The following is a 21,156-nucleotide window of genomic DNA, read 5'->3' as shown; positions in this document are numbered from 1 at the left end:
ACGCCGCAACCGGAAGGGCGCAGTCGGTTACGTCACTTGGCAAGGGCCGGATTACGACGGCGGGAGGCGCCTTGGCCAGGCGCCTCCCGCGGAACGTCTCCGGGGCCGCAGGGGCGGTGCCGTTAGTGCCGGTCGAACTGCCGTGCGGTGGGTTCCGGAATGCCCCGCTCGGCACGCAGGCGCTTGGCTTTTGCTGCGACGCCGGCCATCCGCGCGGCGTAGAGCACCCCGCCCGCGCCGGCAACCGTGAGGACCAGGGCACCCCACATCGGATCCTGGCCCCTGCTGGCAGGGCCCGCCACCAGCATGAGGGAAAAGACTGCCAGTGCAGCGAAGAAGACGGCCATTACCACAAAACCGCCCGCGGACCGCACCTGCGGGTGCGAACTGGCGGTGACCACTCCAAGTTCGTCACGGGCGTAGCTGTGCAGCCGGCCGTCGACGGTACGGAAGAGGACCCGCTTTTCGCCGCGGGCCACTGCCTGGTCATGGTTGAGGCGGACCTGGTCCTCTGAATCGGAGCCTGGGTTGTTGCCTGGAAAGCCGTTGTGCACGTTAGTCCTGTCGGATCGATCGGATGTGGTCCAGCACCTGGTCGCTGGTGAGGCCCGCAACTTCCCGGATGGGTTCGGCAGGCGCATCAATGCTGCCGTACCCCACTGTCCACTCCTGGCCATTGCGCTTGATCAACAGCTGTTTGTCCGTGCCGTCTGCCAGCAACCGGACAGTGGCTCCGCCGGATGGATTGTCCTCAAGGTGCTTGCGGACAATGAAGAAGGTGGCTTCCGCTGGCGTGGCATCGGGGCGTTGGGCCATCGCGAACCAGCTGAGGTAGGCGCGGGGCTGGAGCAGGATGCGGTAGTCCGGCGACTCGACAACCAGGACATTGTCCGTCGAGTCCGCTGTCAGCAGGTTGATCTGTACCCGTTTTGTTGCCTCGGTCAGGGCGTGGGTAACAGCTGCAACCGGCCCGTCTACGGACAGCTCGCCGCCCGGGCTGGCGGTCGCGGCGCCTCGGGCCACCAGGGAGGAAGCTCCCGCGGAGAGCAGGGCGGCGTCGTCGAGTTCCTTGCCAAGCCGCAGTGCCTTGGCCGAGGCTTCGGCTGCGGGGCCCCGGCGAAGGTTCAGGAGCACCAGGAGTTCCGCGAAACCGAAGCCGATGGCGTCCGGGAAGCTCTTTTGGGCGGCAGATGGAGCGGCCGTTGTTGTTTCAGTCACTGGTTGTTCCCCTTATTTCCTCAGAAGCCGAAAAAGTCGCCGACTGCGTCGACGCCGTCGCTGATGGCACCGCCGACGGCCTCCGCGCCGTCCGCGATCTTGTCCCCGACATAGTTCACGGAGTCATGGATGACGGGGACGTTGTCGTACAGTGCCAGGGCTCCGCTGGCCACCATGCAGACGGTCCCGGCCGGAGGCGGCAGGAACGAACCGGCGCCGAGCAGGGCCTTCGTGGTGGAGTATGCGGCCGACCCGTAGTCGCCCTCCTGGAAGTTGTTGAAGGCGTCCAGGCTGTCCAGGCCCACCCCCACAACACCCAGTCCCTTGCTGAAGACGTCGACGTACTGGAAGGCCCTCGATCCTTCCGCGAGGTTCAGGACCTCGTGGAACTTGCCTTCAAAGAGGCTGTTGGACATGTTGAAGAACTTGCTGAACTCGTTGGAGTTCTGGAATGCCCGCCAGGCGGCCGGGTCCAGGAAATCGCCGATGCGCGACTTGTGGAGCATGCCGGCAATGTCGAACAACCCGGCCCGCAGGTTAGGGAAGGCTTTGGTCAGGCCGTAGATGTCCCAGCCGTCCCGGAACGGCGAGTCGGGATCCGTCAGCCAGTCCGGACCCCAGGGGTTGTTGGTGCCCTGGCCGGGGACCATCCCGCCGGGACCTGTGCTGCCGGGGGTGCCGCCGGGACCGCCGGCTGTTCCTGCGTTGCTGGCCCTCTCCTGCTCATCGGCATGGGTGAGGAGGAGCTTAGACTCCTGCTTGAGGCGTGCCGCCGTCTTTTGCAGCAGCGTCCTGTGGTTGCTGTTCCAGTCCGAGCGGAAACGCACCGCGTCCTGGCCCTTCCAGGCTGGACTGTTGTTGATGTGGCCGCTCAGCTGGGCCGACTGCTGCAGCAGCAGATCGGCTGTCCTGCTGAATTGCTGCGCGAGCGTGCGCAGCTGCGCGACGTCGGCTCCCCACAATGTTCCTGCCACCGGGCATCCCCCAATACGTGTCTAAAACAGTCCCTGCTGCCGCTCCAGCCTAAGGGAGGTCCGGCACTCCCGCGATGGGCTGGTCTCCCCATGCGGGGAAACAGGGCAGGCTAGCCGCGCTTTGACTCTTCCACGACGGCGGCCTTCCGGGCCCGCAGGGCGAAGAACGCACCGAAAGCGAATACCTGCGTTACTACCACCAAAACAATGGCGCCGGCGATCTTGTTGCCGCCCAGGATCATGGTGAGACCGACGATTGCGGACAGCAGCGCGAACAGGGGCAGCAGCATGTAGCCCAGGACAAAGAGGGTTTCCGGTTTCTTCAGCATGTTCCTAGCCTTCGGTCCGTGACCACTTGGTGAATCGGTAGCGGGTGCCGTTGGCACCGGTGAGCCAGCCGTCCGGCGGGACGGAGGCGGTGGCCTCCCAGCTGGTGCCAAGCTCGGGCGCGAAGGTGTCGCCGTCGGCCTGCACGTCGATGGTGGTGACCACCGCGACGTTGGCGAGTTCGGTGGACTGGCGGAAAATCTCGCCGCCACCGAGGATCCAGACGGTATCGCCGCCGTCGACGAACTGGGACTCCAGTAGCGCGTCGTCCAGGGAGGGCACCACGACGGCGCCTTCCGCCTCAGGCGTGTCGGCCCAGCTTTTGTTCCGGGTGATGACGATGTTGGTACGGCCGGGCAGCGGCCGGTACTTGTCCGGGAAGGACAGCCAGGTCTTGCGGCCCATGATGACGGGGTGCCCCGTGGTCAGCCGGGTGAAGTGCTTGAGGTCCTCGGGAAGGTTCCAGGGCATGTCCCCGTCCTTGCCGATGACGCCGTCGGGGGTCTGTGCCCACACCAAGCCAACGCCGGTAATGGATGCGGCCAGTTCCTCGGTGAAGGACTGCGGGTCAGTGAAGTTCTCGGTGCTCATACGGCAATCGGCGCCTTAATCGTGGGGTGGTGCTTGTAGCCCACCACTTCGAAGTCCTCCAGGGTGTAGTCGAAAATCGAGGCCGGCTTGCGGTTGATTTTCAACTGCGGGTATTCGTATGGTTCCCGTTGCAGCTGTTTGAGGACCTGGTCCATGTGGTTTTCATAGATGTGGACGTCGCCGCCGGTCCAGACGAATTCGCCGGGTTCGAGCCCCACCTGCTGGGCCAGCATGCAGGTGAGCAGCGCGTAGGAGGCGATGTTGAACGGCACGCCCAGGAACATGTCGGCGGAGCGCTGGTAGAGCTGGCAGGACAGCTTGCCGTCCGCGACATAAAACTGGAAGAACGCGTGGCACGGCGGCAGAGCCATGTCCTGGAGTTCGGAGACGTTCCAGGCTGACACGATGTGCCGGCGGGAATCCGGGTTGGACTTGAGTCCCTCCACCAGTTCAGCGATCTGGTCGATGTGGCCGCCGTCGGGGGTTGGCCAGCTGCGCCACTGGACGCCGTACACGGGACCGAGGTCGCCGTCCTCGTCCGCCCATTCGTCCCAAATGGTGACGCCCTGGTCCTGCATCCACTTCACGTTGGTTTCGCCGCGCAGGAACCACAGGAGTTCCACCGCCACGGACTTGAAGTGGACGCGCTTGGTGGTGATCAGCGGGAAACTCTTGCCCAGGTCAAAGCGCATCTGGCGCCCGAAAACACTGGTGGTTCCGGTGCCGGTCCGGTCCGACTTGTGCGTGCCGGAGGCCAGGACATCGCGCAGGAGGTCTTCATAAGGCGTTGGGATGCTCACGCCTAAAGTCTATCGGGGTGGCAAGCGGAGCAGTGAAGCCACGTCAGTCGTCGAAGGGCCTGAACTGTTCCACGGCGACGATGCGGTGCTTCCCGCCCGCCGCCACGTGGCAGACCACCAGTTCGCCGGGGGAGAGGTAGGGATCTTCGGACGGCAGGACGCCGTTCAGGGCGGCGGGCATGTGCGTGGCCAGCATGGCGAAGACTGTTGGCAGCGCCGGCCGGTGCGTGCACACCACCACCGGCCGCTGCTTGTCGAACAGCGACTCGATCACCGCCGCGGTCTTTTTCGGACTGCGTTGATGCCGGTGCTCGGTCAGCGCTTCCACCATTTTCACTTTGGCGCCGGCGGCCTTGGCGTAGGGGGCAACGGTCGCCACGCACCGCAGCCAAGGGCTTGTCACCACCCGTGCAGGCTTCCAGGTCTGCAGGAGCCGTTTGACCGCCTGCGCCTGCCGGGTTCCGGTAGCGGCCAGCGGCCGCTCCCCTTCGGCCTTGGTCCAGGACGAGCGCGGCTTGGCCTTCGCATGGCGCAAAATCATCAGCGGCCAGGTATCCAGTTCGTGGCGTTCATGGGCCTCCCGCAGATGCTGCAGCGGAACGACGTCGGTGGGGTTGGACAGCAGCTTGGCGGCCTTTTCCGGGCTGCACCACATGACGCTGTCCACCTCCTTGCCGTCCGGAACCAGGCGTGCGCCGTTGACCTTGACGGACCAGTAGTAGACGACCTTCAGCCCGGAGGCCACGTGGTAGTGGATGGGAGGCAGGGGGATTCCCAGGGGCGCGTCCAAGCCGATCTCCTCGCGCACCTCACGTATCGCGCATTCGGGGATGGTTTCGCCGTCGTCGATCTTTCCCTTGGGCCACGACCAGTCGTCGTAGCGGGGGCGGTGGATCAGCAGGACTTCCAGCTTGTCCTTGGTGACCCGCCACGGCAGGGCGCCGGCAGCAGTGACTGCTACTGGTTCCCCCGGATGGTCTGTCTGGTCAGCTACGAGTGCATCGCTCGACAAAACTTTTTCCCTTACCGCCGGCTCAGGCTGCGCTGCCGGGGGCGGGACGCCAACAGCCAGGACTGGACGTCTTCAAGGGGCTTGCCGTCCTCGGCCAGGTGGTGCCGGGTCCAGTTGCCCTCGTTGTCCAGGTGCCAGCTGGCGGTTTCCGGGGCGAGATAGCGCCGGAGGAGGTCCAGGACGTAGTTGATGTCGTCGGCGCTGGCCAGCTGCACCAGCGCTTCCACCCGGCGGTCCAGGTTGCGGTGCATCATGTCCGCGGAGCCGATGTACACCACCGGGTCCCCGCCATTGGCAAACGCGAACACCCTGGAGTGTTCCAGGAACCTGCCCAGGATGGAACGGACGGTGATGTTCTCGCTCAGGCCGGGAACACCCGGGCGCAGCGAACAGATGCCGCGGACCACCACGTCCACCTTCACACCCGCCTGCGACGCGCGGTACAGGGAGTCGATGATGGCTTCGTCCACCATGGAATTCACCTTGATCTGGACCCGGCCGGGCACCCCGGCGCGGGCGTTGCGGATCTCGGTTTCGATCCTGTCGATCAGCCCGGACCGCACGGAACGCGGGGCCACCAGGAGGCGCTTGAACGTCGACTTCGGGGCGTAGCCGGAAAGCTGGTTGAACAGCTTGGACAGGTCCTCGCCTACCTGGTCGTTGGCGGTCAGCAGGCCCAGGTCCTCGTAGTAGCGCGCGGTCCGCGGGTGGTAGTTGCCGGTGCCGATGTGGCAGTAGCGGCGGAGTCCGTCCACTTCCTGGCGGACCACCAGGGACAGCTTGCAGTGCGTCTTCAGGCCCACGATCCCGTACACCACATGCACGCCGGCCTGCTCGAGCTTTCGCGCCCAGGAAATGTTGGCCTGCTCGTCGAACCTGGCCTTGATCTCCACCAAAGCCAAGACCTGTTTTCCGGCCTCCGCGGCGTCGATGAGGGCGTCAACGATCGGGGAATCACCCGAGGTGCGGTACAGGGTCTGCTTGATGGCCTGGACCTTGGGATCGGCCGCGGCTTGTTCCAGGAAGGCCTGCACCGAGGTGGAGAACGAGTCGTAGGGGTGGTGCAGCAGGATGTCCCGGCGGCGCATGGCGGCGAAGACGTTGGCGGCCTTGGACGTTTCGGACTCGTTCAGGTACCGGGAAGTGTGCGGGACGTGCTTGGGGTAGTGCAGGTCCGCGCGGTCGATGCCCGCTATGACGGACAGGCCGCGCAGGTCCAACGGAGCGGGCACCGAGTACACCTCGGATTCCTCCACACCCAGTTCACGGATCAGCAGCGCCCGGATGTTCGGGTTAATGTCGTTGGTGACCTCCAGCCGGACGGGCGGGCCGAACCGCCGCCGCAGGAGTTCCTTCTCCAGCGCCTGCAGGAGGTTCTCGGCGTCGTCCTCTTCGACCTCCACGTCCTCGTTGCGGGTGACGCGGAAGGAGTGGTGTTCCAGGACCTCCATTCCGGGGAACAGCTTGTCCAGGTGGACCGCGATGACTTCTTCCAGGGCGATGAACCGGGCAACCCGGCCGGCGACCGCGCCCGCCCGGGGGCCGTCGATGGAGATCAGGCGCGGCAGTTGGTCCGGCACCTTGACGCGGGCGAACAGTTCCTTGTCGCTGACAGGGTTGCGCACCACGACGGCGAGGTTCAGGGAGAGGCCCGAGATGTAGGGGAACGGGTGGGCCGGGTCCACCGCCAGCGGCGTCAGGATCGGGAATACCTTCTCGGCGAACATGACGCTGAGCTGCTGCTGGGCGGCGTCGTCCAGTTCATCCCAATGCATGAGGTGGATGTGCTCGTACGCGAGCGCTGGGCGGACGTGGTCCGCGAACACCTGGGCGTGCCGCTGCTGGAGCCGGTGGGCTTCTTCGCTGATCTGCTCCAGGACTTCCACCGGGCTCAGGCCGGCGGGGGAAGGAACGGCCAGGCCGGTGGCGATGCGGCGCTTCAGCCCGGCAACCCGGACCATAAAGAACTCGTCAAGGTTGGACGCGAAAATCGACAGGAAGTTCACGCGCTCCAGCAGGTGCAGGGAGGGATCCTCGGCGAGCTCCAGCACCCGGGCATTAAAGGCGAGCCAGCTGAGTTCGCGGTCCAGGAAACGGTCCGGCCGGATGTCGCCGTCGGGCTGCAGGTTTGGCGCGAATTCGGGAATGTCGATGCGGTCCTGCGTGGCCCGTGAGGCGGGAACCTCGGACGAGCCGAAGCGCGCGCGCACGGGGACTGCGACGTCCTGGGACGTAGCTGTTCCGGAAGGTTCCGGGTTCATGGCATCTCCTTTACCTGGCGCTCGATTTTGGCGCCTCCGGCCTGCGCGGTTCTGCTTCAACCTTACAAGCTTTCAGCTCCGCGCAGCCCGTGATTTCGCGCGACCCTTGGCCCGGATGTCAGGCGACTGGACTAACCGGTTGCCACCGGGCCGTACATCACGTCCATGTCCCAGCGGGTAAAGCCCAGGCGGCGGTAGAGGGACACGGCCGGGCCGTTGTCGGCGTCCGTATACAGCATGACGGCGTGCAGCCCAAGATCCTGCAGGTGCCGGATGCCCGCAATCGTCAGCGCCTTGCCCAACCCCATGCCCTGCGCCTCCGGAGTCACGCCCACCACGTAAACCTCGCCGATGGCGGGGTGGGAGCCGTGAGCGGGGTGCACCTTGGTCCAGTGGAAACCCAGCAGGCGCCCGTCGCGGTCCTCGGCCAGGAGGAATCCGGCGGGGTCGAACCAGTCTTCGGCCATGCGGGCATCCAGGTCCGCTCGGGTGAGGCTGCCCTGCTCGGGGTGGTGGGCAAAGGCTGCCCGGTTTGAGGCTAGCCACGCCTCCTCGTCCCGGCCCGGAACAAAGGAACGGATGGACACCCCGTCCGGCAGACCGACGTCGGGAAGGTCCGCTCCCGCCGTCGTCATCCGCATCTTCCACAGCTCGCGGACCGGCGCGTACCCGTAGCGCGCGGCGAGGTCAGCTGCGGCCTCGTGGTTTCCGTGGGACCAGGCCTTCAGCCCGTCGAATCCGCGGACCTCCTTGAGCGACCCCACCAGGCGGTCCGCAACACCCTGGTTGCGGTACGACGGGTGCACGGCGATTTCCAGGATGCCGCTGCCGTCCGCTTCCTCCACCACGACGGCGAAACCGGCCAGGTCCTGCCCGGTGGCGGGATCGGAGTCCTCGTCCGGGGCGTACAGGGCAAGCGTCAGCAGCGAATGCGCGGCGGAGTCACCGGCGCGCATCGTCACGAGGGTCTGTTCGGAGATGGAAGGATTGCCGTCCGATTCCTCTGCCGCAGCCAGCAGGTCACGGCAGTCCTTCAGGAGCTGCTGGTCAACCCCGCCTCGGACAACATGGACGGGCCACTTTTCAGGGTGCGCTGGTGTCATGAGGCAAGGCTATACGGGATGGCCGCCCGCCACTCAGGCCTCGGTGAGCTCGTCTTCCTGCTGCCGCACCAGGGTGAGGCGGTAACCGACGTTCCGGACCGTGCTGATCAGGTTCTCGTGGTCGGCGCCAAGCTTGGCGCGCAGGCGCCGTACATGGACGTCGACGGTGCGGGTGCCGCCGTAGTAGTCGTAGCCCCACACCTCCGTCAGCAGCTGCTGCCGGGTGAACACGCGGCCGGGATGCTGGGCCAGGTACTTGAGGAGTTCGAATTCCTTGAAAGTCAGGTTCAGCGGTGCGCCGTTCACGCGGGCCGTGTAGCTCGCCTCGTCGATCACCACGCCGGCTGCCCGGATCTCGCTGGGCGCGTCCTCCTGCTCCGGAACGGCGCGGGCCACGGACAGCCTGATGCGGGCTTCCACCTCGGCGGGACCGGCTGAATCAAGGACGATATCGTCCACCGCCCAGGCCGAGGAGACGGCGGCCATGCCGCCTTCGGTGAGGATCAGCACCAGCGGGGCGCTCAGCCCAGTCGCCTTGAGGAGCTGGGTGAGCGATCGGGCGCCCACCAGGTCCTTCCGTGCGTCCAGCAGCACGATGTCGCACGGGTCGGTCTCCAGCAGGGCGGTGGGCTCGGCGGGGAGGATGTGGACCCGATGGTTCAGCAATTCCAAGGCAGGCAGGATGTCAACCGACGAGCCGGTGCTGTTCGTCAATAACAGGATGTGCGACATTGTTCCTCCAAGGGCTGTCCGCGCATCGTTGGGCGACTGAACCGGATTTCCACCGGCCGGTACTGGCCCCCGGCGGAAATTTCCGGCCGGTAAAGATCTCCCGGCCGGCCACCCCTGCAGGGAGCGTAGCTGAACCATGAGTATACCGTGCACCCCTTCCGGAGCCAGAGATCCGCGCCCCGCAAACATACGTTTTGCGACATATCCCGTTCACATAAGGCAGGATTGAGGCAGGGCGGCATGCCCTGCCGTGAAGGGGCGCACTGCGCCCCCGGTCGACGCCAGGACGGGGATTTCAGCGCAGTGAGTGCAGAGACAAAGCACAGGCCGGGTTCCGCATGACCGCAGAACTGCAGGCGCCCGTGCGTTCCCTCGGCTCCTGGACCATCGGCCTCGTGGGCATCGCAGGGCTCGCGGCGATCATCGCCGGCGTCTACACCTCGCGCGAAGCCCTTGTGGCGGTGGCCGCCCTGTGCGCTGCCGCCGTCGGCATCGGTTGGCCGCACTTCCTCCGCATCCCTGCCAAGAAAACACTCGCCGCCGTCATCGCGCTCCCCGGAGCCGGGGCGGCCGTGGCCGCCGCGCTCAGTCCCGCCCCTGGATTCATGGACTGGACTCCCGGGTTCATGGCGCTGGGAATGATGGCGGTCTTCGTGGTTCAGCTGCTCCGCGGTACCGGGCAGGCGCAGCGGCTGGAATCAACGCTGGGCTGCTGTGTGGGTGTCCTGCTGTCCTGCCTGGGTGCAGGCTGGGTCGCCGGGGCACGGTTCAACGGGGTCCGGGAAATGTTGCTCGTGGCTGCCATCAGCGCAGCTGTGGCGTTGCTCACAGGGCTGATCCGCTGGCCGGACCGGCTGGTGGCGCCGCTGGGCATGGTGCTTGCAGGCCTCGCGGGACCCCTTGCGGGCCTGGTCTTCTCGGACATCGCCGTGCTTCCGGCCGCAATTTTCGGCCTGGTCGTGGGCGCGGTGCTGGCGAGCTTCCGCCGGATGGCGACTCTCCGGGGCGCCCCGCTGAACGCTGCGGCCGCCGTCGGGATGGGCCTTGCACCGGTCCTCGCCGTGGGTTCCCTGGCTTACTTCATAGACAAACTCCTTATCTACTAAGCGTTAGGATGGCACCATGTCCGTACTTGCATTTGAAATCTTCTTCCTTGTCCTGCTCGGCATCGCCAGCCTGTCCATGGCCTGGTTCGCCGGCTTTGTGGTCTACCGCCTCTTCAAAGGCCAGAAGTAGACCGTCCTTTTCACGGAGCTAGCAATCCCTCGAGGTAAACGCTGTGCCCATTGAAATCCCTACGGATCTGACCCCAGAACTTGTTCCCCTTTCCTGGCTCATTGGCGAGTGGGAGGGCCGCGGCCGGCTTGGCAGCGGGGACGAGGACTCGGAACACTTCCTGCAGCATGTCTCCTTCACCCACAACGGCCAGCCGTACCTCCAGTACCGCGCGGAGAGCTGGCTGACCGACGACGACGGAACGCGCCTTCGGCCACTCACCGTCGAGACCGGCTTCTGGGCGCTGGAGCGCAAACAGCTGGACGCCGACGGCGGCCCAGGGCTGGTACCGGCCGATATCGTGCCCGTGCTCAAGAGCGCCGACGAGGTCGAGGCACTGCGCAACAGCGAAGGCGGCTTCGACATCTCGGTGTCCATCGCACACCCCGGCGGGATCTCCGAGCTCTACTACGGGCAGATCAAAGGCCCGCAGATCCAGCTCACCACCGACATGGTGATGCGCGGCAGCCACTCAAAGGACTACAGTGCCGCTACCCGTATCTTCGGGCTGGTGGACGGAAACCTTTTGTGGCGGTGGGACGTCGCAACCGGGGGAGACGCCGGCAAGGGCCTGGAACCCCATGCTTCCGCCTTCCTGAAACGAGTGTCATAGCCAAAGGGGCAGTGCGGTGGACAATGCAGGGCAATTCCGGGACTACAGCGACCTCAAAGCTGTCTTCTTTAACGGCACCCTGAAGAAGTCGCCGCAGACATCCAACACGGACGGGCTGATCACCATCAGCCGGCTGATCATGGAAAAGCAGGGTGTCACAACTCAGGTGATCCGGACCGTGGACCACGACATCGCCTCCGGCGTCTACCCGGACATGACCCAATACGGGTGGGCCACGGATGCTTGGCCGGACCTCTACCCCACGGTCCAGGAGGCGGACATCGTGGTGGTGGCCGGGCCGATCTGGCTGGGCGACAACTCCTCCCAGACCAAGAAGCTCATCGAACGCCTGTACGCCCACTCCGGTGAGCTCAACAGCAAGGGCCAGTGGGCGTTCTACCCGAAGGTGGGCGGCTGCCTGATCACCGGCAATGAAGACGGCATCAAGCACTGCTCCATGAATATCCTCTACAGCCTGCAGCACATCGGCTTCAGCATCCCGCCGCAGGCGGACGCCGGATGGATCGGACCCGTGGGGCCCGGGCCCAGCTACCTGGATGAGGGCTCCGGCGGTCCAGAAAGCGACTTCACGAACCGGAACACCACCTTTATGACCTGGAACCTTCTGCACCTCGCCCGGACCCTCAAGGACGCCGGCGGCTACCCGGCCTACGGCAACCTGCCGAAAGAATGGTCCGCAGGCACCAGGTTCGATTTCGAAAATCCGGAATATCGCTAGCCACCAAGGACTTCTACTACATATGACTAACCCCAGCCCCCTTTTGTCGCGCCCCGGAGCGGTCGAGGCTGCCGGCGCCGACGAAGGCGTCGCCGCCCACTACGGCGAGCCCCTCCGGGAGCAGCGGGCACTCGCGGCCGGAAGCGCCGTCGTCGACCTCTCCCACCGCGGCGTGGTCACCGTCACCGGACCCGACCGGCTCAGCTGGCTCAATACCCTGTCCTCACAGCAGGTCACCAACCTTGCCCCCGGCGAGTCCAGTGAGCTGCTCCTGCTCAGCGTCCAGGGCAGGATTGAATTTGATGCCCGCGTGGTCGACGACGGCGCCACCACCTGGCTGATCGTCGAGGCCGCCGAGGCCGTCCCGCTGGCGGAGTTCCTTAACCGGATGAAATTCATGCTCCGGGTGGAGGTGGCCGACGTCTCCGATGAATGGGCGGTCGTTGGCAGCACCAGGACCGTCCCCGAATGGTCCGGCCTGCTGGCTTGGGAGGACCCGTGGCCGCACGTCGGCGCCGGCGGCTACTCCTACGCCACGGTGCCTGAACAAAGCCACCCAGGCCTGGAACGGCCCTGGTTTGAGTACCTCATTCCTGCTGCCGCGCTCGAGGAGACGGTTGGGGACCGGCCGCTCGCCGGCACCCTCGCTGCCGAGGCCCTGCGGGTGGCCGCCTGGCGCCCGCGCATCGGTGCCGAAACGGATGATAAGACCATCCCGCATGAGCTTGACCTCCTGCGTACCGCCGTCCACCTCGCCAAGGGCTGCTACAAGGGCCAGGAGACCATCGCCCGAGTCCACAACCTGGGGCACCCGCCGCGGCGGCTCGTGTTCCTGCAGCTGGATGGATCCCAGCACACCATGCCCGCAGCCGGGAGTCCGGTGCTGGCGGGCGAACGCAAGGTGGGAACGGTGACCTCTGTTGCGCAGCACTACGAGATGGGCCCGGTGGCGCTGGCGGTCGTAAAGCGTTCCGTAGCCCCGGATGAGATACTGACGGTCCTGGACGGGGACGAACCCTACCCCGCCAGCCAAGAACTCATCGTCGCCCCCGACGCCGGCCAGGTGGTGGGGCGCCAGACCGGATTCCTCAGGGGGCCACGCTCATGACAGAACAGAACGCCGAAGCAACGGCAGCGCCCGACGACGACGCCGTCGCCCTCGCGCACACGCTCTTCCAGGCGGCCAGGGAGGGGAACACGGAACTGTTGCGTGCCTATCTGGACGCAGGTGCCCCCGCCGGCCTGACCAACGCCGCCGGCGACTCCCTGCTCATGCTGGCCGCGTACCACGGGCACCTGGCGGCCGTGCAGCTGATCCTGCAGCACGGCGCGGACGCGGACACCGCCAACGACCGCGGGCAGACGCCCCTCGCCGGTGCAGCGTTCAAGGGCTACACCGAGGTGGCACGCGCCTTGCTGGACGCCGGCGCCGATCCCGACGCCGGTACCCCCTCTGCCCGGGCAGCAGCCCAGATGTTCGCACGCCAGGAGATCCTCGACCTTCTTGGCTAGGGTCCGTCGATTCCGGACAACAACTTCGAAGGATGACCCGGTGGACCACGTAACAAAGCCCTGGCCGGCCCTGTGGTCGCTGGTGATCGGGTTCTTCATGATCCTGATTGACAGCACCATCGTGTCCGTGGCCAACCCCCGGATCATGGAGGGCCTGGGCGCGGACATCAACTCGGTGATCTGGGTGACCAGCGCCTACCTGCTGGCCTACGCCGTCCCGCTGTTGATCACCGGAAGGCTCGGTGACCGGTTCGGGCCCAAGAAACTGTACCTCCTGGGCCTGGTGGTGTTCACCCTGGCCTCACTGTGGTGCGGGCTGTCCGGGAACGTGGAGACGCTCATCGCCGCCCGCGTCGTGCAGGGCCTCGGCGCCGCCATCATGACACCCCAAACGATGGCCGTCATTACCCGCATCTTTCCGCCCGACAGACGGGGCGCCGCCATGTCGGTCTGGGGAGCCACGGCGGGCATGGCCACGCTGGTCGGGCCGGTCCTCGGCGGTATCCTCGTGGATGGCCTGGGCTGGCAGTGGATCTTCTTCATCAACCTGCCCGTCGGCGTCGTTGGCTTCGTCCTCGCCCTGCGGAACGTTCCCGGCCTCAGCACCCACCCGCACCGGTTCGACATCCCGGGCGTGGTGCTGAGCGCCGCCGGTCTCTTCCTGCTGGTCTTTGGCATCCAGGAAGGCGAAACGTACAACTGGGGCACCATCACAGGCCCGGTCAGCGTGTGGGGACTGATCATCGCGGGCCTTGCCGTGCTGGCCGGATTCGTGGTGTGGCAGCGCCTCAACAAGGGTGAGCCGCTGTTGCCGCTAGGACTCTTCCGCGACCGCAACTTTTCCCTCGCCAACCTGGGCATCACCATGGTCGGCTTCACCGTGACGGCGTTCGGTCTGCCGTTGATTTTCTACTACCAGCTGGTCCGCGGGCTCACGCCCACCGAGTCGGCCCTCCTGATGGTCCCGATGGCGCTGATATCCGGTGGCCTGGCTCCCGCGGTGGGGAAGCTCGTGGACCGGGTCAACCCCAAGTTCCTCGCCGCCGGCGGCCTCGTCCTGATGGCCGTCTCCCTAGGCTGGAACGCGCTGCTGATGCAGCCCGACACTCCCATCCTGCTGTTCCTGCTGCCCAGCGCCGTCCTGGGCCTGGCCAATGCCGGAATCTGGGCGCCTATCAGCACCACCGCCACACGGAACCTTCCGCCGCGGGCGGCCGGCGCCGGCTCGGGGGTCTACAACACGATGCGGCAGTTCGGTGCCGTGCTGGGCAGCGCAGCCATCGCCGTGCTTATCCAGGCCAGGCTCGCCGCCGAACTGCCCTCCGGCGGCCCGGACGGCCCGGCAGGGGAGGGGATGGCGTTCGGCGGTACCCTGCCCGATGCCCTGCACAGCGGCTTCTCGACGGCGATGGCCCAGTCCATCCTGCTGCCCGCCGCCGTCGTCCTCGCCGGCGCGGCGGTGGCCCTGTTCTTCGCCAAGCCCAAGCCCGTCCCGGGCTGGCATGGCCGGGGCGGCGCGCCGGCTTCAGCCAAGGTGGACGCTGGTCTGGATTCCGCCGGCTGACATGCCCAGCTTGCGCGCCAACGCCAGTGATCCGGTGTTGCTCACGTCCGTCCGCCACTGCAGGGTCAGTCCCGCCGCCAGCGCCTCATGCGCCGCGATGGAAGCGGCGAGTTGCCCGAGCCCGCGGCGGCGCCACTCCGGATCCACCAGGACGCCGAGGTGGGCCAGCAGGCCTTCCCATTCCGTGTACGCCCCGCAGGCGAGTGGAACCCGCCGGCCGTCCACTTCATGGACGATGGTGTACCGGTTTTCGAGGTCGGACAATCCCACTTCGTTGACGTCGTCCGGCGGGCACCTGCCCTCGAGCTCGATGGCCTCGGGATTGCCGTGCGACACCATCAGTTCCTCCGACGGCTGCTGCAGGGGCAGGTCGTCGGCAAAGAACAGGGCCGCGGCGCCCAGCCCGTGCCCGCCGTGGGCCCGGGTCAGGGTCAGCAAGGTGACATGCTGGGCCATCTCCTCATCCGGGATGCCTGCGGCGGCGTCAATGACCGCCTGGGGGCCGATGAGCGCCGAACTGCCAAACAGCCGAACGAAGTCAACCCTGCGGGATGATTCGTCAGCCCGGACGATCCGCTCGCCCGAGGCCAGGGCGTCACCGAACGCGTCGTCATCCAGGCCAAGCCGCCGTGCCCACGCAAGCTGGATGATGGCCGCGGAACCGGGGTCGAGTGTCATGCTTCCAGCCTAGGGCGGGCAGGCGGCCGCGCCGAACAGGACACTTCGAACGGGCTTAGCCGAAGAGGACCGCGGCCTCGTCGTAGCGGCGCTGTGGGACGGTCTTGAGCTGGCCGAGGGCCTCCTGGAAGCCGACGTGCTGGATGTCGGTTCCCTTCAGGGCTACCATGGTGCCCCAGTAGCCCTCAACGACGGAGTCGATGGCAGCCATGCCGAGGCGGGTGGCCAGGACGCGGTCGTAGGCGGAGGGGACACCGCCGCGCTGGATGTGGCCCAGGATCGTCGCGCGCGTTTCGATGCCGGTCCGGGCTTCCAGTTCGGGGGCGAGCTGGTCGGCGATGCCACCCAGGCGCGGCCTGCCGAAGGTGTCCAGGCCCCGTTCGGAGTGCGGGGATTCCATGTGCTCTGGGACGAACCCTTCGGCGACCACCACGAGGGGTGCGCGGCCACGGGCGTGGGCTTCGTTGACCCATTCGGTGATCTGCTCGATGCTGACTTTTTGTTCCGGGATGAGGATGGCGTGGGCGCCTGCGGCCATGCCGGCGTGCAGCGCGATCCAGCCGACGTGCCGGCCCATCACTTCGGCGATCATGCAGCGGTGGTGTGATTCGCCGGTGGTGCGGAGCCGGTCGATGGCTTCGGTGGCGATCTGTACGGCGGTGTCGAAACCGAACGTGTAGTCGGTGGCGTCGAGGTCGTTGTCCACGGTCTTGGGGACGCCGACTATCTTCAGTCCTGCATCGGTGAGGCGCTTGGCGGCGGCGAGGGTTCCCTCACCACCGATGGCAATAATCGCGTCAATGCCCAGGCGGTCCATGTGGGCCTTGATGACCTCGGGGCCGCCGCCGTTTTCAAACGGGTTGGTGCGGGAGGTGCCAAGGATGGTGCCGCCCTGCTTGGCGATACCACGGACCATGGTGCGGGGGATGTCGATGATGTCGCCCTCCACCACGCCGCGCCAGCCGTCGAGGAAACCGACGAACTCGTGGCCGTGGATGGCGATGCCTTTCAGCACGGCGCCGCGGATGACCGCGTTCAATCCGGGGCAGTCGCCACCGCTGGTGAGGATTCCAATTTTCATGATCTGGCTCAAATCCTGGGAGAGGGTTTACTGGCAGAGCGCCACGCTGAGCTCACCTAGAAGTGTAGTGGGAGGTGTGGGGTACGACACAAACCGGTTACATACGGTCCCGTGAAAAAGCGGCAGCCCCCGCCCGGATGGGACAGGGGCTGCTGCCGGAAGGGTTCAGGGACGGTTCAGCGAACGCTGCTCCAGGAACGTCTCCAGCGGGATCCTGTTGTTCTGGTCCGGCAGGATGACCCAGGCCAGGAGGTAGAAGACGACGGCCGGGCCGGGCAGGAGGCAGAAAATGAGGAAAGCGATGCGGACGAACGCAACATCCACGTTCAGCTTTGCCGCGATGCCGCCCAGGACTCCGCCAAGCCACCGCTGCGGGCCGCGCTTCAGGCCGAGGCCCCTGACGATGCTGAAGAATTTATCCATGGCTCAAGACTTTCGTGTTGTGGGGTCGTTGTCACGTTTGCGGGCCGAGAGCAGGCCGCCTACCACCAGGGCAGCGCCGGCGCCGATCATGAGGCCGATGAGGACGTAGGTGCCGTTGAGGGTCACCCATCCCAGCTGGGCGACGATGATCAGCGCTGCCAGCGCGAGGACGATCAGTCCCCACACCACCGTCCCTACCCGTACGGGTGCGGGGCCCGGTTCGTCAGTGTGCGGCGCCGCCGTGAAGTCGGTGGAGTAGCTGCCTGGTACGTAGGGCTCCGGTGCCGGGCTGGTGTTGCTCATCTTGCGTTGCCTTCCTCGATCGTGACGTTGCTGAAGGTGCCGTCGATCCGGACCACCAGGCGGCTGCCCGGTTCGTCCGTGTTGTAGCTGCTTTCCCGGGTGGTCGTGCCGCCGCGCTGTCCGGTTGCCTCGTTGAGGTTGCCCATCGTCATGTCGGCTTTGATGTCCACCGGTACGTTGTCCGGGATGACCACGGTGACGTTGCTGGCCGTGATGTCCAGGGGGACAACGACGTCGGATGGCAGTGGGGCGCTTGCGGCCAGGGAGGTGAGGTCCACGGTTCCGCGGCCTGCGGTGATGTCGATTCCGTCGCGGGCCTCGGCGATGGATGCGGGGCTCCAGTTCACTTCCTGGAACCGCAACCGGTCGCCGTTGCCCACCACGTTGTAGATGCCGCCGGTCACGAGGGCGACGACGGCGAAGAGGCTCATAATGCCGGCCGTCCTGCCGCGCAGGCCGGAGACCAGGATGCCCAGGCCGAGGACGGCTGCAGCGCTGGCCCAGACGATCGCATTCGCGGAGGTGCCGAGGTCGACCACATTTGTGGCGTCGAGGGCCTTCAGGCCACCGCCCACCAGAAGGGCCGCGCCGGCGGCGATGGCAACTGCCGGGGCGCCCGGGCCTGCGGGCCGTGGCCTGGGCGGCTGCGGCGGTGTTGGGGCAGTGCCGTACAGTGTACCGGTGCCATAGGGGGTACCGGTGCCGCCGCCGGACGTGCCGTCGCCGTAGGAGCTGCCGCCCGTCCCTCCCGGGTAGGACGGCATGGAGCCCGACGCCGGATTGGTGCCGTACGTGGCGCCGGCCGCCGCGAAGGAGGACGTGCCTGCAGTGCCCGGGCTGCCGGCGTCGTACGTGCTCGTGTACGGACCTGGCTGGCCCGCCATTGCCGGCCGGGCTCCCTTGTTCCGCTGGGACAGGTAGTAGATGAGGTAGATGGCGCCGCCCACCCAGAAGACCGTCCACAGGAATCCGCCGAAGCCGTTATGGCTCCATCCCCAGAAACCGCCGCCCAGGCCTGTGAGGCCCACGATCGTGGCAATCAGGGATCCGGTCATGCCGGTTGACCACCGGCCGGCGCCTGCTTCCTGCACGTGGATGCGTCCGTCCGGCTCGGGGAGCAAAGCCCAGGCCAGGCCGTACAGCAGCACGCCGATACCGGCGAACAGCGTCAGGACGATGAAAACCCCCCGGATGATGAGCGGGTCCACGCCCAGCCGGTTGGCTACGCCGCTGGAGACGCCGCCCACCCAGCGGTCGCTGCCGCGCCGGATACCGTGGCTCCGGACCCAGGTGAAGAAGTCCGTTTGCTGGGGTGTGGCAGTGGAACCGTAACGCGGACCGGGGAAGGCTCCGGAGGGTGCCTCGTAGCTGCCCGTGGGCTGCCCCGTGCTGCCGGCGCCGCTGGTGCGCTCCTTACCGGCGGGGCCGCTCTGCCGGCCGCTGCTGTCTGCGGGAGCGGAAGGGCCCGCTGAGGGGTCCGGAGGTGTAGGCACGGAGGACGGCAGGGGTTCGGTGGGCCGCTGGCTGCCGGAGGGCAGGGGCTCGGTGGGCTGGCCGTCGTCGGGGGAGGGGGTGTGCGGGTTCATACCTAAATCCTCGCGTCTGGGCTCCACGCCGCTCTACTGGGGGAAACCCTGAGCCGTCCCTGAGCAACCCCCGGTTGGCGCTGGAATGCGGTCCGGGGAACCCTGAACCGTGTTTGGATTGATGCATGACTACCGTCCCGGGAAGGCCACCACTGGCCCGCAGCAGCGACCGCGTAATCGCCGGCGTTTGCTCCGGCCTGGCGCTGCACCTGGGCTGGCCGGTCAAGAATGTCCGGATCGGCATGGCACTGGCAACCCTCGCCGGCGGTGCCGGCCTCGTCTTCTATGCCTGGCTGTGGATCATGGTTCCCACCGCGGACGAGGCCGCGCGGCGCAACGCCCGCCGCCCGGCGTCGCCCATTGCTCCTGCCGTCAGCCAGTCGCCCGCCCCGGGGACGCCGACGTCCCCGCACCGGCTCCCAGACGTTGCCGGCCAGGCCGTATCGGTCGCTTTTACCCCCACTCCGGGGGTCCTCCCCGCCAACCCGCCACCCGTCCAGGCTGGCGGTGCCCCCGGTGTGGCCGGACCCGCCCAGCTCCCGGCCACGCCGTGGTTCCGGTTCCGCAGCATGAGGTACGGCAAGGAGATCCTGCTCGGATCCGGACTGCTGCTGGTGGCCGGCATCATGATTGCGCAACTGCTCGGCGTGGACGTTCCGCTCGGAACCCTGATCCCCGCGGCAGCGGTCCTCGGCGGCGCCTCCATCGCATGGATGCAGCTGGACGAAACCAGGCGCGCCGGCCTGGTGGACAAGACCAAGGCGGACCAGGCCGGCGGGTGGGCGCGGCTCGCCGCAGGGCTCGCCCTGGTGGTGGCCGGAGTACTGGTCATGGTGTCCGGCTCCGGTTCCTGGGAGCAGACCTGGCTGGCGCTGCTGGCCTCGGTAGCCGTGCTGGGCGGAGTGGTCCTGGTGCTGCTGCCCTGGGCCCTGAAGTTCTGGCGGGACCTTGAGTCCGAGCGCGCCGGCAGGATCCGCGAAATGGAACGGGCCGAGATCGCCGCCCACCTCCACGACTCGGTGCTGCAGACGTTGGCCCTGATCCAGCGGCGCGCCGGCAACGAGCACGACGTCGTCCGGCTGGCCCGGGCGCAGGAGCGGGAACTGCGCGGCTGGCTCTTCCAGGATCCAGGCAGGGAGGCAGGCAAGTTGTCGGACCGGATCAAGGCCGTCGCCGCAGAGGTGGAGGACCTGCTGGGTAACGCCGTGGACGTGGTCACTGTGGGCGACGCCGCCATGACCGAGCCGCACGAAGCCATGGTCCAGGCAAGCCGTGAAGCGATGCTCAACGCATCCCGGCACGGCGGCGGACCCGTGTCCGTGTACCTGGAGGCGTCTGACGGCCAGTCGGAGATTTTCATCAAGGACCGGGGCCCGGGCTTCGACCTCTCGGATGTCCCGGAAGACCGGCTCGGTGTGCGGGAGTCCATCATCGGCAGGATGAAACGGCACGGTGGCACCGCAACAATCCTCAGCACCGGCGACGGCACGGAAGTGCGCCTGCGGCTTCAGCCGGCAGGCGCGGACAACGCGGAAGGAAAATCATGAACTCGAGCCTGGGGGCAGCGGCCGCCCGCCCCGCAAACTCCGTCCGGGTGGTCATCGTGGACGACCACGCAATCTTCCGCTCCGGGTTGAAAGCCGACCTCGACCCCAGCATCCAGGTAGTGGGCGAAGCGGCCAGCGTGGAGCAGGCCATCGCCGTGATCGCCGAGCAGCGCCCCGAGGTGGTGCTGCTGGACGTTCACCTGCCCGGCGGCCTGGGCGGCGGCGGGCGTGAGGTCATCGCCGGGTCCGCACCGCTCCTCGGTACCACCCGGTTCCTCGCCCTGAGCGTGTCCGACGCCGCGGAGGACGTGGTGGCGGTCATCCGGGCCGGTGCGCGCGGATATGTCACCAAGACCATCTCCGGTCCCGAGATCACCGACGCCGTCTTCCGGGTGGCGGGCGGGGACGCCGTCTTCTCGCCCCGCCTGGCCGGCTTTGTCCTGGACGCCTTCGGTACCGCCCCCGCGGACATTGCCGACGACGAACTGGACAAGCTGTCGGCCCGCGAACTGGAAGTCATGCGCCTGATCGCCCGCGGCTACAGCTACAAGGAAGTGGCGAAGGAGCTCTTCATCAGCATCAAAACCGTGGAGACCCATGTTTCCGCCGTCCTGCGGAAGCTGCAGCTCTCAAGCCGGCACGAACTCACCAAGTGGGCGGCCGAGCGCCGCCTCCTCTAAACGCAAAGATGCGCTATCACTTTTGGTCCCTATAGATCGGGCGGATTCAAGTGGTCGTTGCAACACGTTCTAGGCTGCTGATTCTTCCAGTATTTGCTGGAGGGCTTGTGCGGGTGTTTTCCAGCCGAGGGTTTTGC

Annotated in this window: 23 protein-coding genes; 8 read left to right on the top strand and 15 right to left on the bottom strand. The window is 66.8% G+C overall.

Annotated features, from left to right (window positions below; translation table 11 throughout):
- Positions 1-122: 122 nt before the first annotated feature.
- The 10 genes from ACYQ1Z_RS08330 to ACYQ1Z_RS08285 all read right to left on the bottom strand — a co-directional run bounded on the left by ACYQ1Z_RS08330 (position 123) and on the right by ACYQ1Z_RS08285 (position 9,018).
- A complete protein-coding gene (locus ACYQ1Z_RS08330; RefSeq protein ID WP_459792038.1) occupies positions 123-554 on the bottom strand; it encodes a hypothetical protein in 432 nt (143 codons plus the stop codon).
- Between the two features lies 1 nt (position 555).
- A complete protein-coding gene (locus tag ACYQ1Z_RS08325; RefSeq protein WP_459792037.1) occupies positions 556-1,218 on the bottom strand; it encodes a hypothetical protein in 663 nt (220 codons plus the stop codon).
- A gap of 20 nt (positions 1,219-1,238) precedes the next feature.
- Positions 1,239-2,192: a WXG100 family type VII secretion target gene (locus tag ACYQ1Z_RS08320; protein WP_459792036.1), complete on the bottom strand. Its 954-nt coding sequence runs from the start codon at positions 2,190-2,192 to the stop codon at positions 1,239-1,241.
- Positions 2,193-2,302: 110 nt separating this feature from the next.
- Entirely contained in the window at positions 2,303-2,521 is a 219-nt protein-coding gene (locus ACYQ1Z_RS08315) for an NF038396 family protein (protein ID WP_459792035.1), read from the bottom strand.
- 4 nt (positions 2,522-2,525) lie between these two features.
- Entirely contained in the window at positions 2,526-3,110 is a 585-nt protein-coding gene (locus ACYQ1Z_RS08310) for a dihydrofolate reductase (RefSeq protein WP_459792034.1), read from the bottom strand.
- On the bottom strand, positions 3,107-3,910 hold the full coding sequence (locus ACYQ1Z_RS08305; protein WP_459792033.1) for a thymidylate synthase: 804 nt from the start codon (positions 3,908-3,910) through the stop codon (positions 3,107-3,109). The genes ACYQ1Z_RS08310 and ACYQ1Z_RS08305 overlap by 4 nt, the downstream gene beginning before the upstream one ends.
- A 43-nt stretch (positions 3,911-3,953) precedes the next feature.
- The gene (locus ACYQ1Z_RS08300) at positions 3,954-4,922 is read right to left on the bottom strand and encodes an NUDIX hydrolase (RefSeq protein WP_459792032.1); all 969 of its coding nucleotides are present in this window, start codon (positions 4,920-4,922) and stop codon (positions 3,954-3,956) included.
- 11 nt (positions 4,923-4,933) lie between these two features.
- A complete protein-coding gene (locus tag ACYQ1Z_RS08295; RefSeq protein ID WP_459792031.1) occupies positions 4,934-7,183 on the bottom strand; it encodes an RNA degradosome polyphosphate kinase in 2,250 nt (749 codons plus the stop codon).
- Between the two features lie 131 nt (positions 7,184-7,314).
- Complete coding sequence (mshD, locus tag ACYQ1Z_RS08290; RefSeq protein WP_459792030.1) at positions 7,315-8,286, bottom strand: mycothiol synthase; 972 nt, start codon at positions 8,284-8,286, stop codon at positions 7,315-7,317.
- Between the two features lie 33 nt (positions 8,287-8,319).
- Positions 8,320-9,018 carry a winged helix-turn-helix transcriptional regulator gene (locus ACYQ1Z_RS08285; protein ID WP_133345752.1) on the bottom strand — a complete coding sequence of 233 codons (699 nt, stop codon included), beginning with the start codon at positions 9,016-9,018 and terminating at the stop codon, positions 8,320-8,322.
- A 338-nt stretch (positions 9,019-9,356) separates the two neighbouring features.
- Between ACYQ1Z_RS08285 and ACYQ1Z_RS08280 the strand changes: the two genes are divergently transcribed.
- The 6 genes from ACYQ1Z_RS08280 (at position 9,357) to ACYQ1Z_RS08255 (ending at position 14,721) form a co-directional block, all read left to right on the top strand.
- Complete coding sequence (locus ACYQ1Z_RS08280) at positions 9,357-10,124, top strand: permease (RefSeq protein ID WP_459792029.1); 768 nt, start codon at positions 9,357-9,359, stop codon at positions 10,122-10,124.
- A 173-nt stretch (positions 10,125-10,297) separates the two neighbouring features.
- Positions 10,298-10,906, top strand: coding sequence for a nitrobindin family protein (locus ACYQ1Z_RS08275; RefSeq protein ID WP_459792027.1), 609 nt, complete (start codon positions 10,298-10,300; stop codon positions 10,904-10,906).
- A gap of 16 nt (positions 10,907-10,922) precedes the next feature.
- The gene (locus ACYQ1Z_RS08270) at positions 10,923-11,645 is read left to right on the top strand and encodes a flavodoxin family protein (protein ID WP_459792026.1); all 723 of its coding nucleotides are present in this window, start codon (positions 10,923-10,925) and stop codon (positions 11,643-11,645) included.
- A 22-nt stretch (positions 11,646-11,667) separates the two neighbouring features.
- Positions 11,668-12,753 (top strand): CAF17-like 4Fe-4S cluster assembly/insertion protein YgfZ, encoded by a 1,086-nt coding sequence (gene ygfZ / locus ACYQ1Z_RS08265; RefSeq protein ID WP_459792025.1) that lies wholly within the window; start codon positions 11,668-11,670, stop codon positions 12,751-12,753.
- Positions 12,750-13,157 (top strand): ankyrin repeat domain-containing protein, encoded by a 408-nt coding sequence (locus ACYQ1Z_RS08260; RefSeq protein WP_459792024.1) that lies wholly within the window; start codon positions 12,750-12,752, stop codon positions 13,155-13,157. Before ygfZ ends, ACYQ1Z_RS08260 begins: the two co-directional genes overlap by 4 nt.
- 40 nt (positions 13,158-13,197) lie before the next feature.
- Positions 13,198-14,721: a DHA2 family efflux MFS transporter permease subunit gene (locus ACYQ1Z_RS08255; RefSeq protein WP_459792023.1), complete on the top strand. Its 1,524-nt coding sequence runs from the start codon at positions 13,198-13,200 to the stop codon at positions 14,719-14,721.
- Here ACYQ1Z_RS08255 and ACYQ1Z_RS08250 read toward each other — a convergent pair.
- The 5 genes from ACYQ1Z_RS08250 to ACYQ1Z_RS08230 all read right to left on the bottom strand — a co-directional run bounded on the left by ACYQ1Z_RS08250 (position 14,683) and on the right by ACYQ1Z_RS08230 (position 18,792).
- A complete protein-coding gene (locus ACYQ1Z_RS08250) occupies positions 14,683-15,399 on the bottom strand; it encodes a GNAT family N-acetyltransferase (RefSeq protein WP_459792022.1) in 717 nt (238 codons plus the stop codon). The genes ACYQ1Z_RS08255 and ACYQ1Z_RS08250 overlap by 39 nt on opposite strands.
- Before the next feature lie 55 nt (positions 15,400-15,454).
- A complete protein-coding gene (locus ACYQ1Z_RS08245; RefSeq protein WP_459792021.1) occupies positions 15,455-16,480 on the bottom strand; it encodes an ATP-dependent 6-phosphofructokinase in 1,026 nt (341 codons plus the stop codon).
- A 165-nt stretch (positions 16,481-16,645) separates the two neighbouring features.
- Positions 16,646-16,903, bottom strand: coding sequence for a PspC domain-containing protein (locus ACYQ1Z_RS08240; protein WP_459792020.1), 258 nt, complete (start codon positions 16,901-16,903; stop codon positions 16,646-16,648).
- A 3-nt stretch (positions 16,904-16,906) separates the two neighbouring features.
- Complete coding sequence (locus ACYQ1Z_RS08235; RefSeq protein ID WP_459792019.1) at positions 16,907-17,206, bottom strand: hypothetical protein; 300 nt, start codon at positions 17,204-17,206, stop codon at positions 16,907-16,909.
- On the bottom strand, positions 17,203-18,792 hold the full coding sequence (locus ACYQ1Z_RS08230; protein ID WP_459792018.1) for a PspC domain-containing protein: 1,590 nt from the start codon (positions 18,790-18,792) through the stop codon (positions 17,203-17,205). Before ACYQ1Z_RS08230 ends, ACYQ1Z_RS08235 begins: the two co-directional genes overlap by 4 nt.
- Before the next feature lie 125 nt (positions 18,793-18,917).
- On the opposite strand from ACYQ1Z_RS08230, the gene ACYQ1Z_RS08225 reads away from it, so the two are divergent.
- Together ACYQ1Z_RS08225 and ACYQ1Z_RS08220 are read left to right on the top strand one after the other, a co-directional pair.
- Complete coding sequence (locus ACYQ1Z_RS08225) at positions 18,918-20,339, top strand: ATP-binding protein (RefSeq protein WP_459792017.1); 1,422 nt, start codon at positions 18,918-18,920, stop codon at positions 20,337-20,339.
- On the top strand, positions 20,336-21,019 hold the full coding sequence (locus ACYQ1Z_RS08220) for a LuxR C-terminal-related transcriptional regulator (protein WP_459792016.1): 684 nt from the start codon (positions 20,336-20,338) through the stop codon (positions 21,017-21,019). The genes ACYQ1Z_RS08225 and ACYQ1Z_RS08220 overlap by 4 nt, the downstream gene beginning before the upstream one ends.
- The last annotated feature ends 137 nt before the right edge of the window (positions 21,020-21,156 follow it).

The organism is Arthrobacter sp. AD-310 (assembly GCF_054656615.1).
Note: the sequence above shows the minus strand (reverse complement) of the source record. Positions and strands in the feature narration are given on the sequence as shown.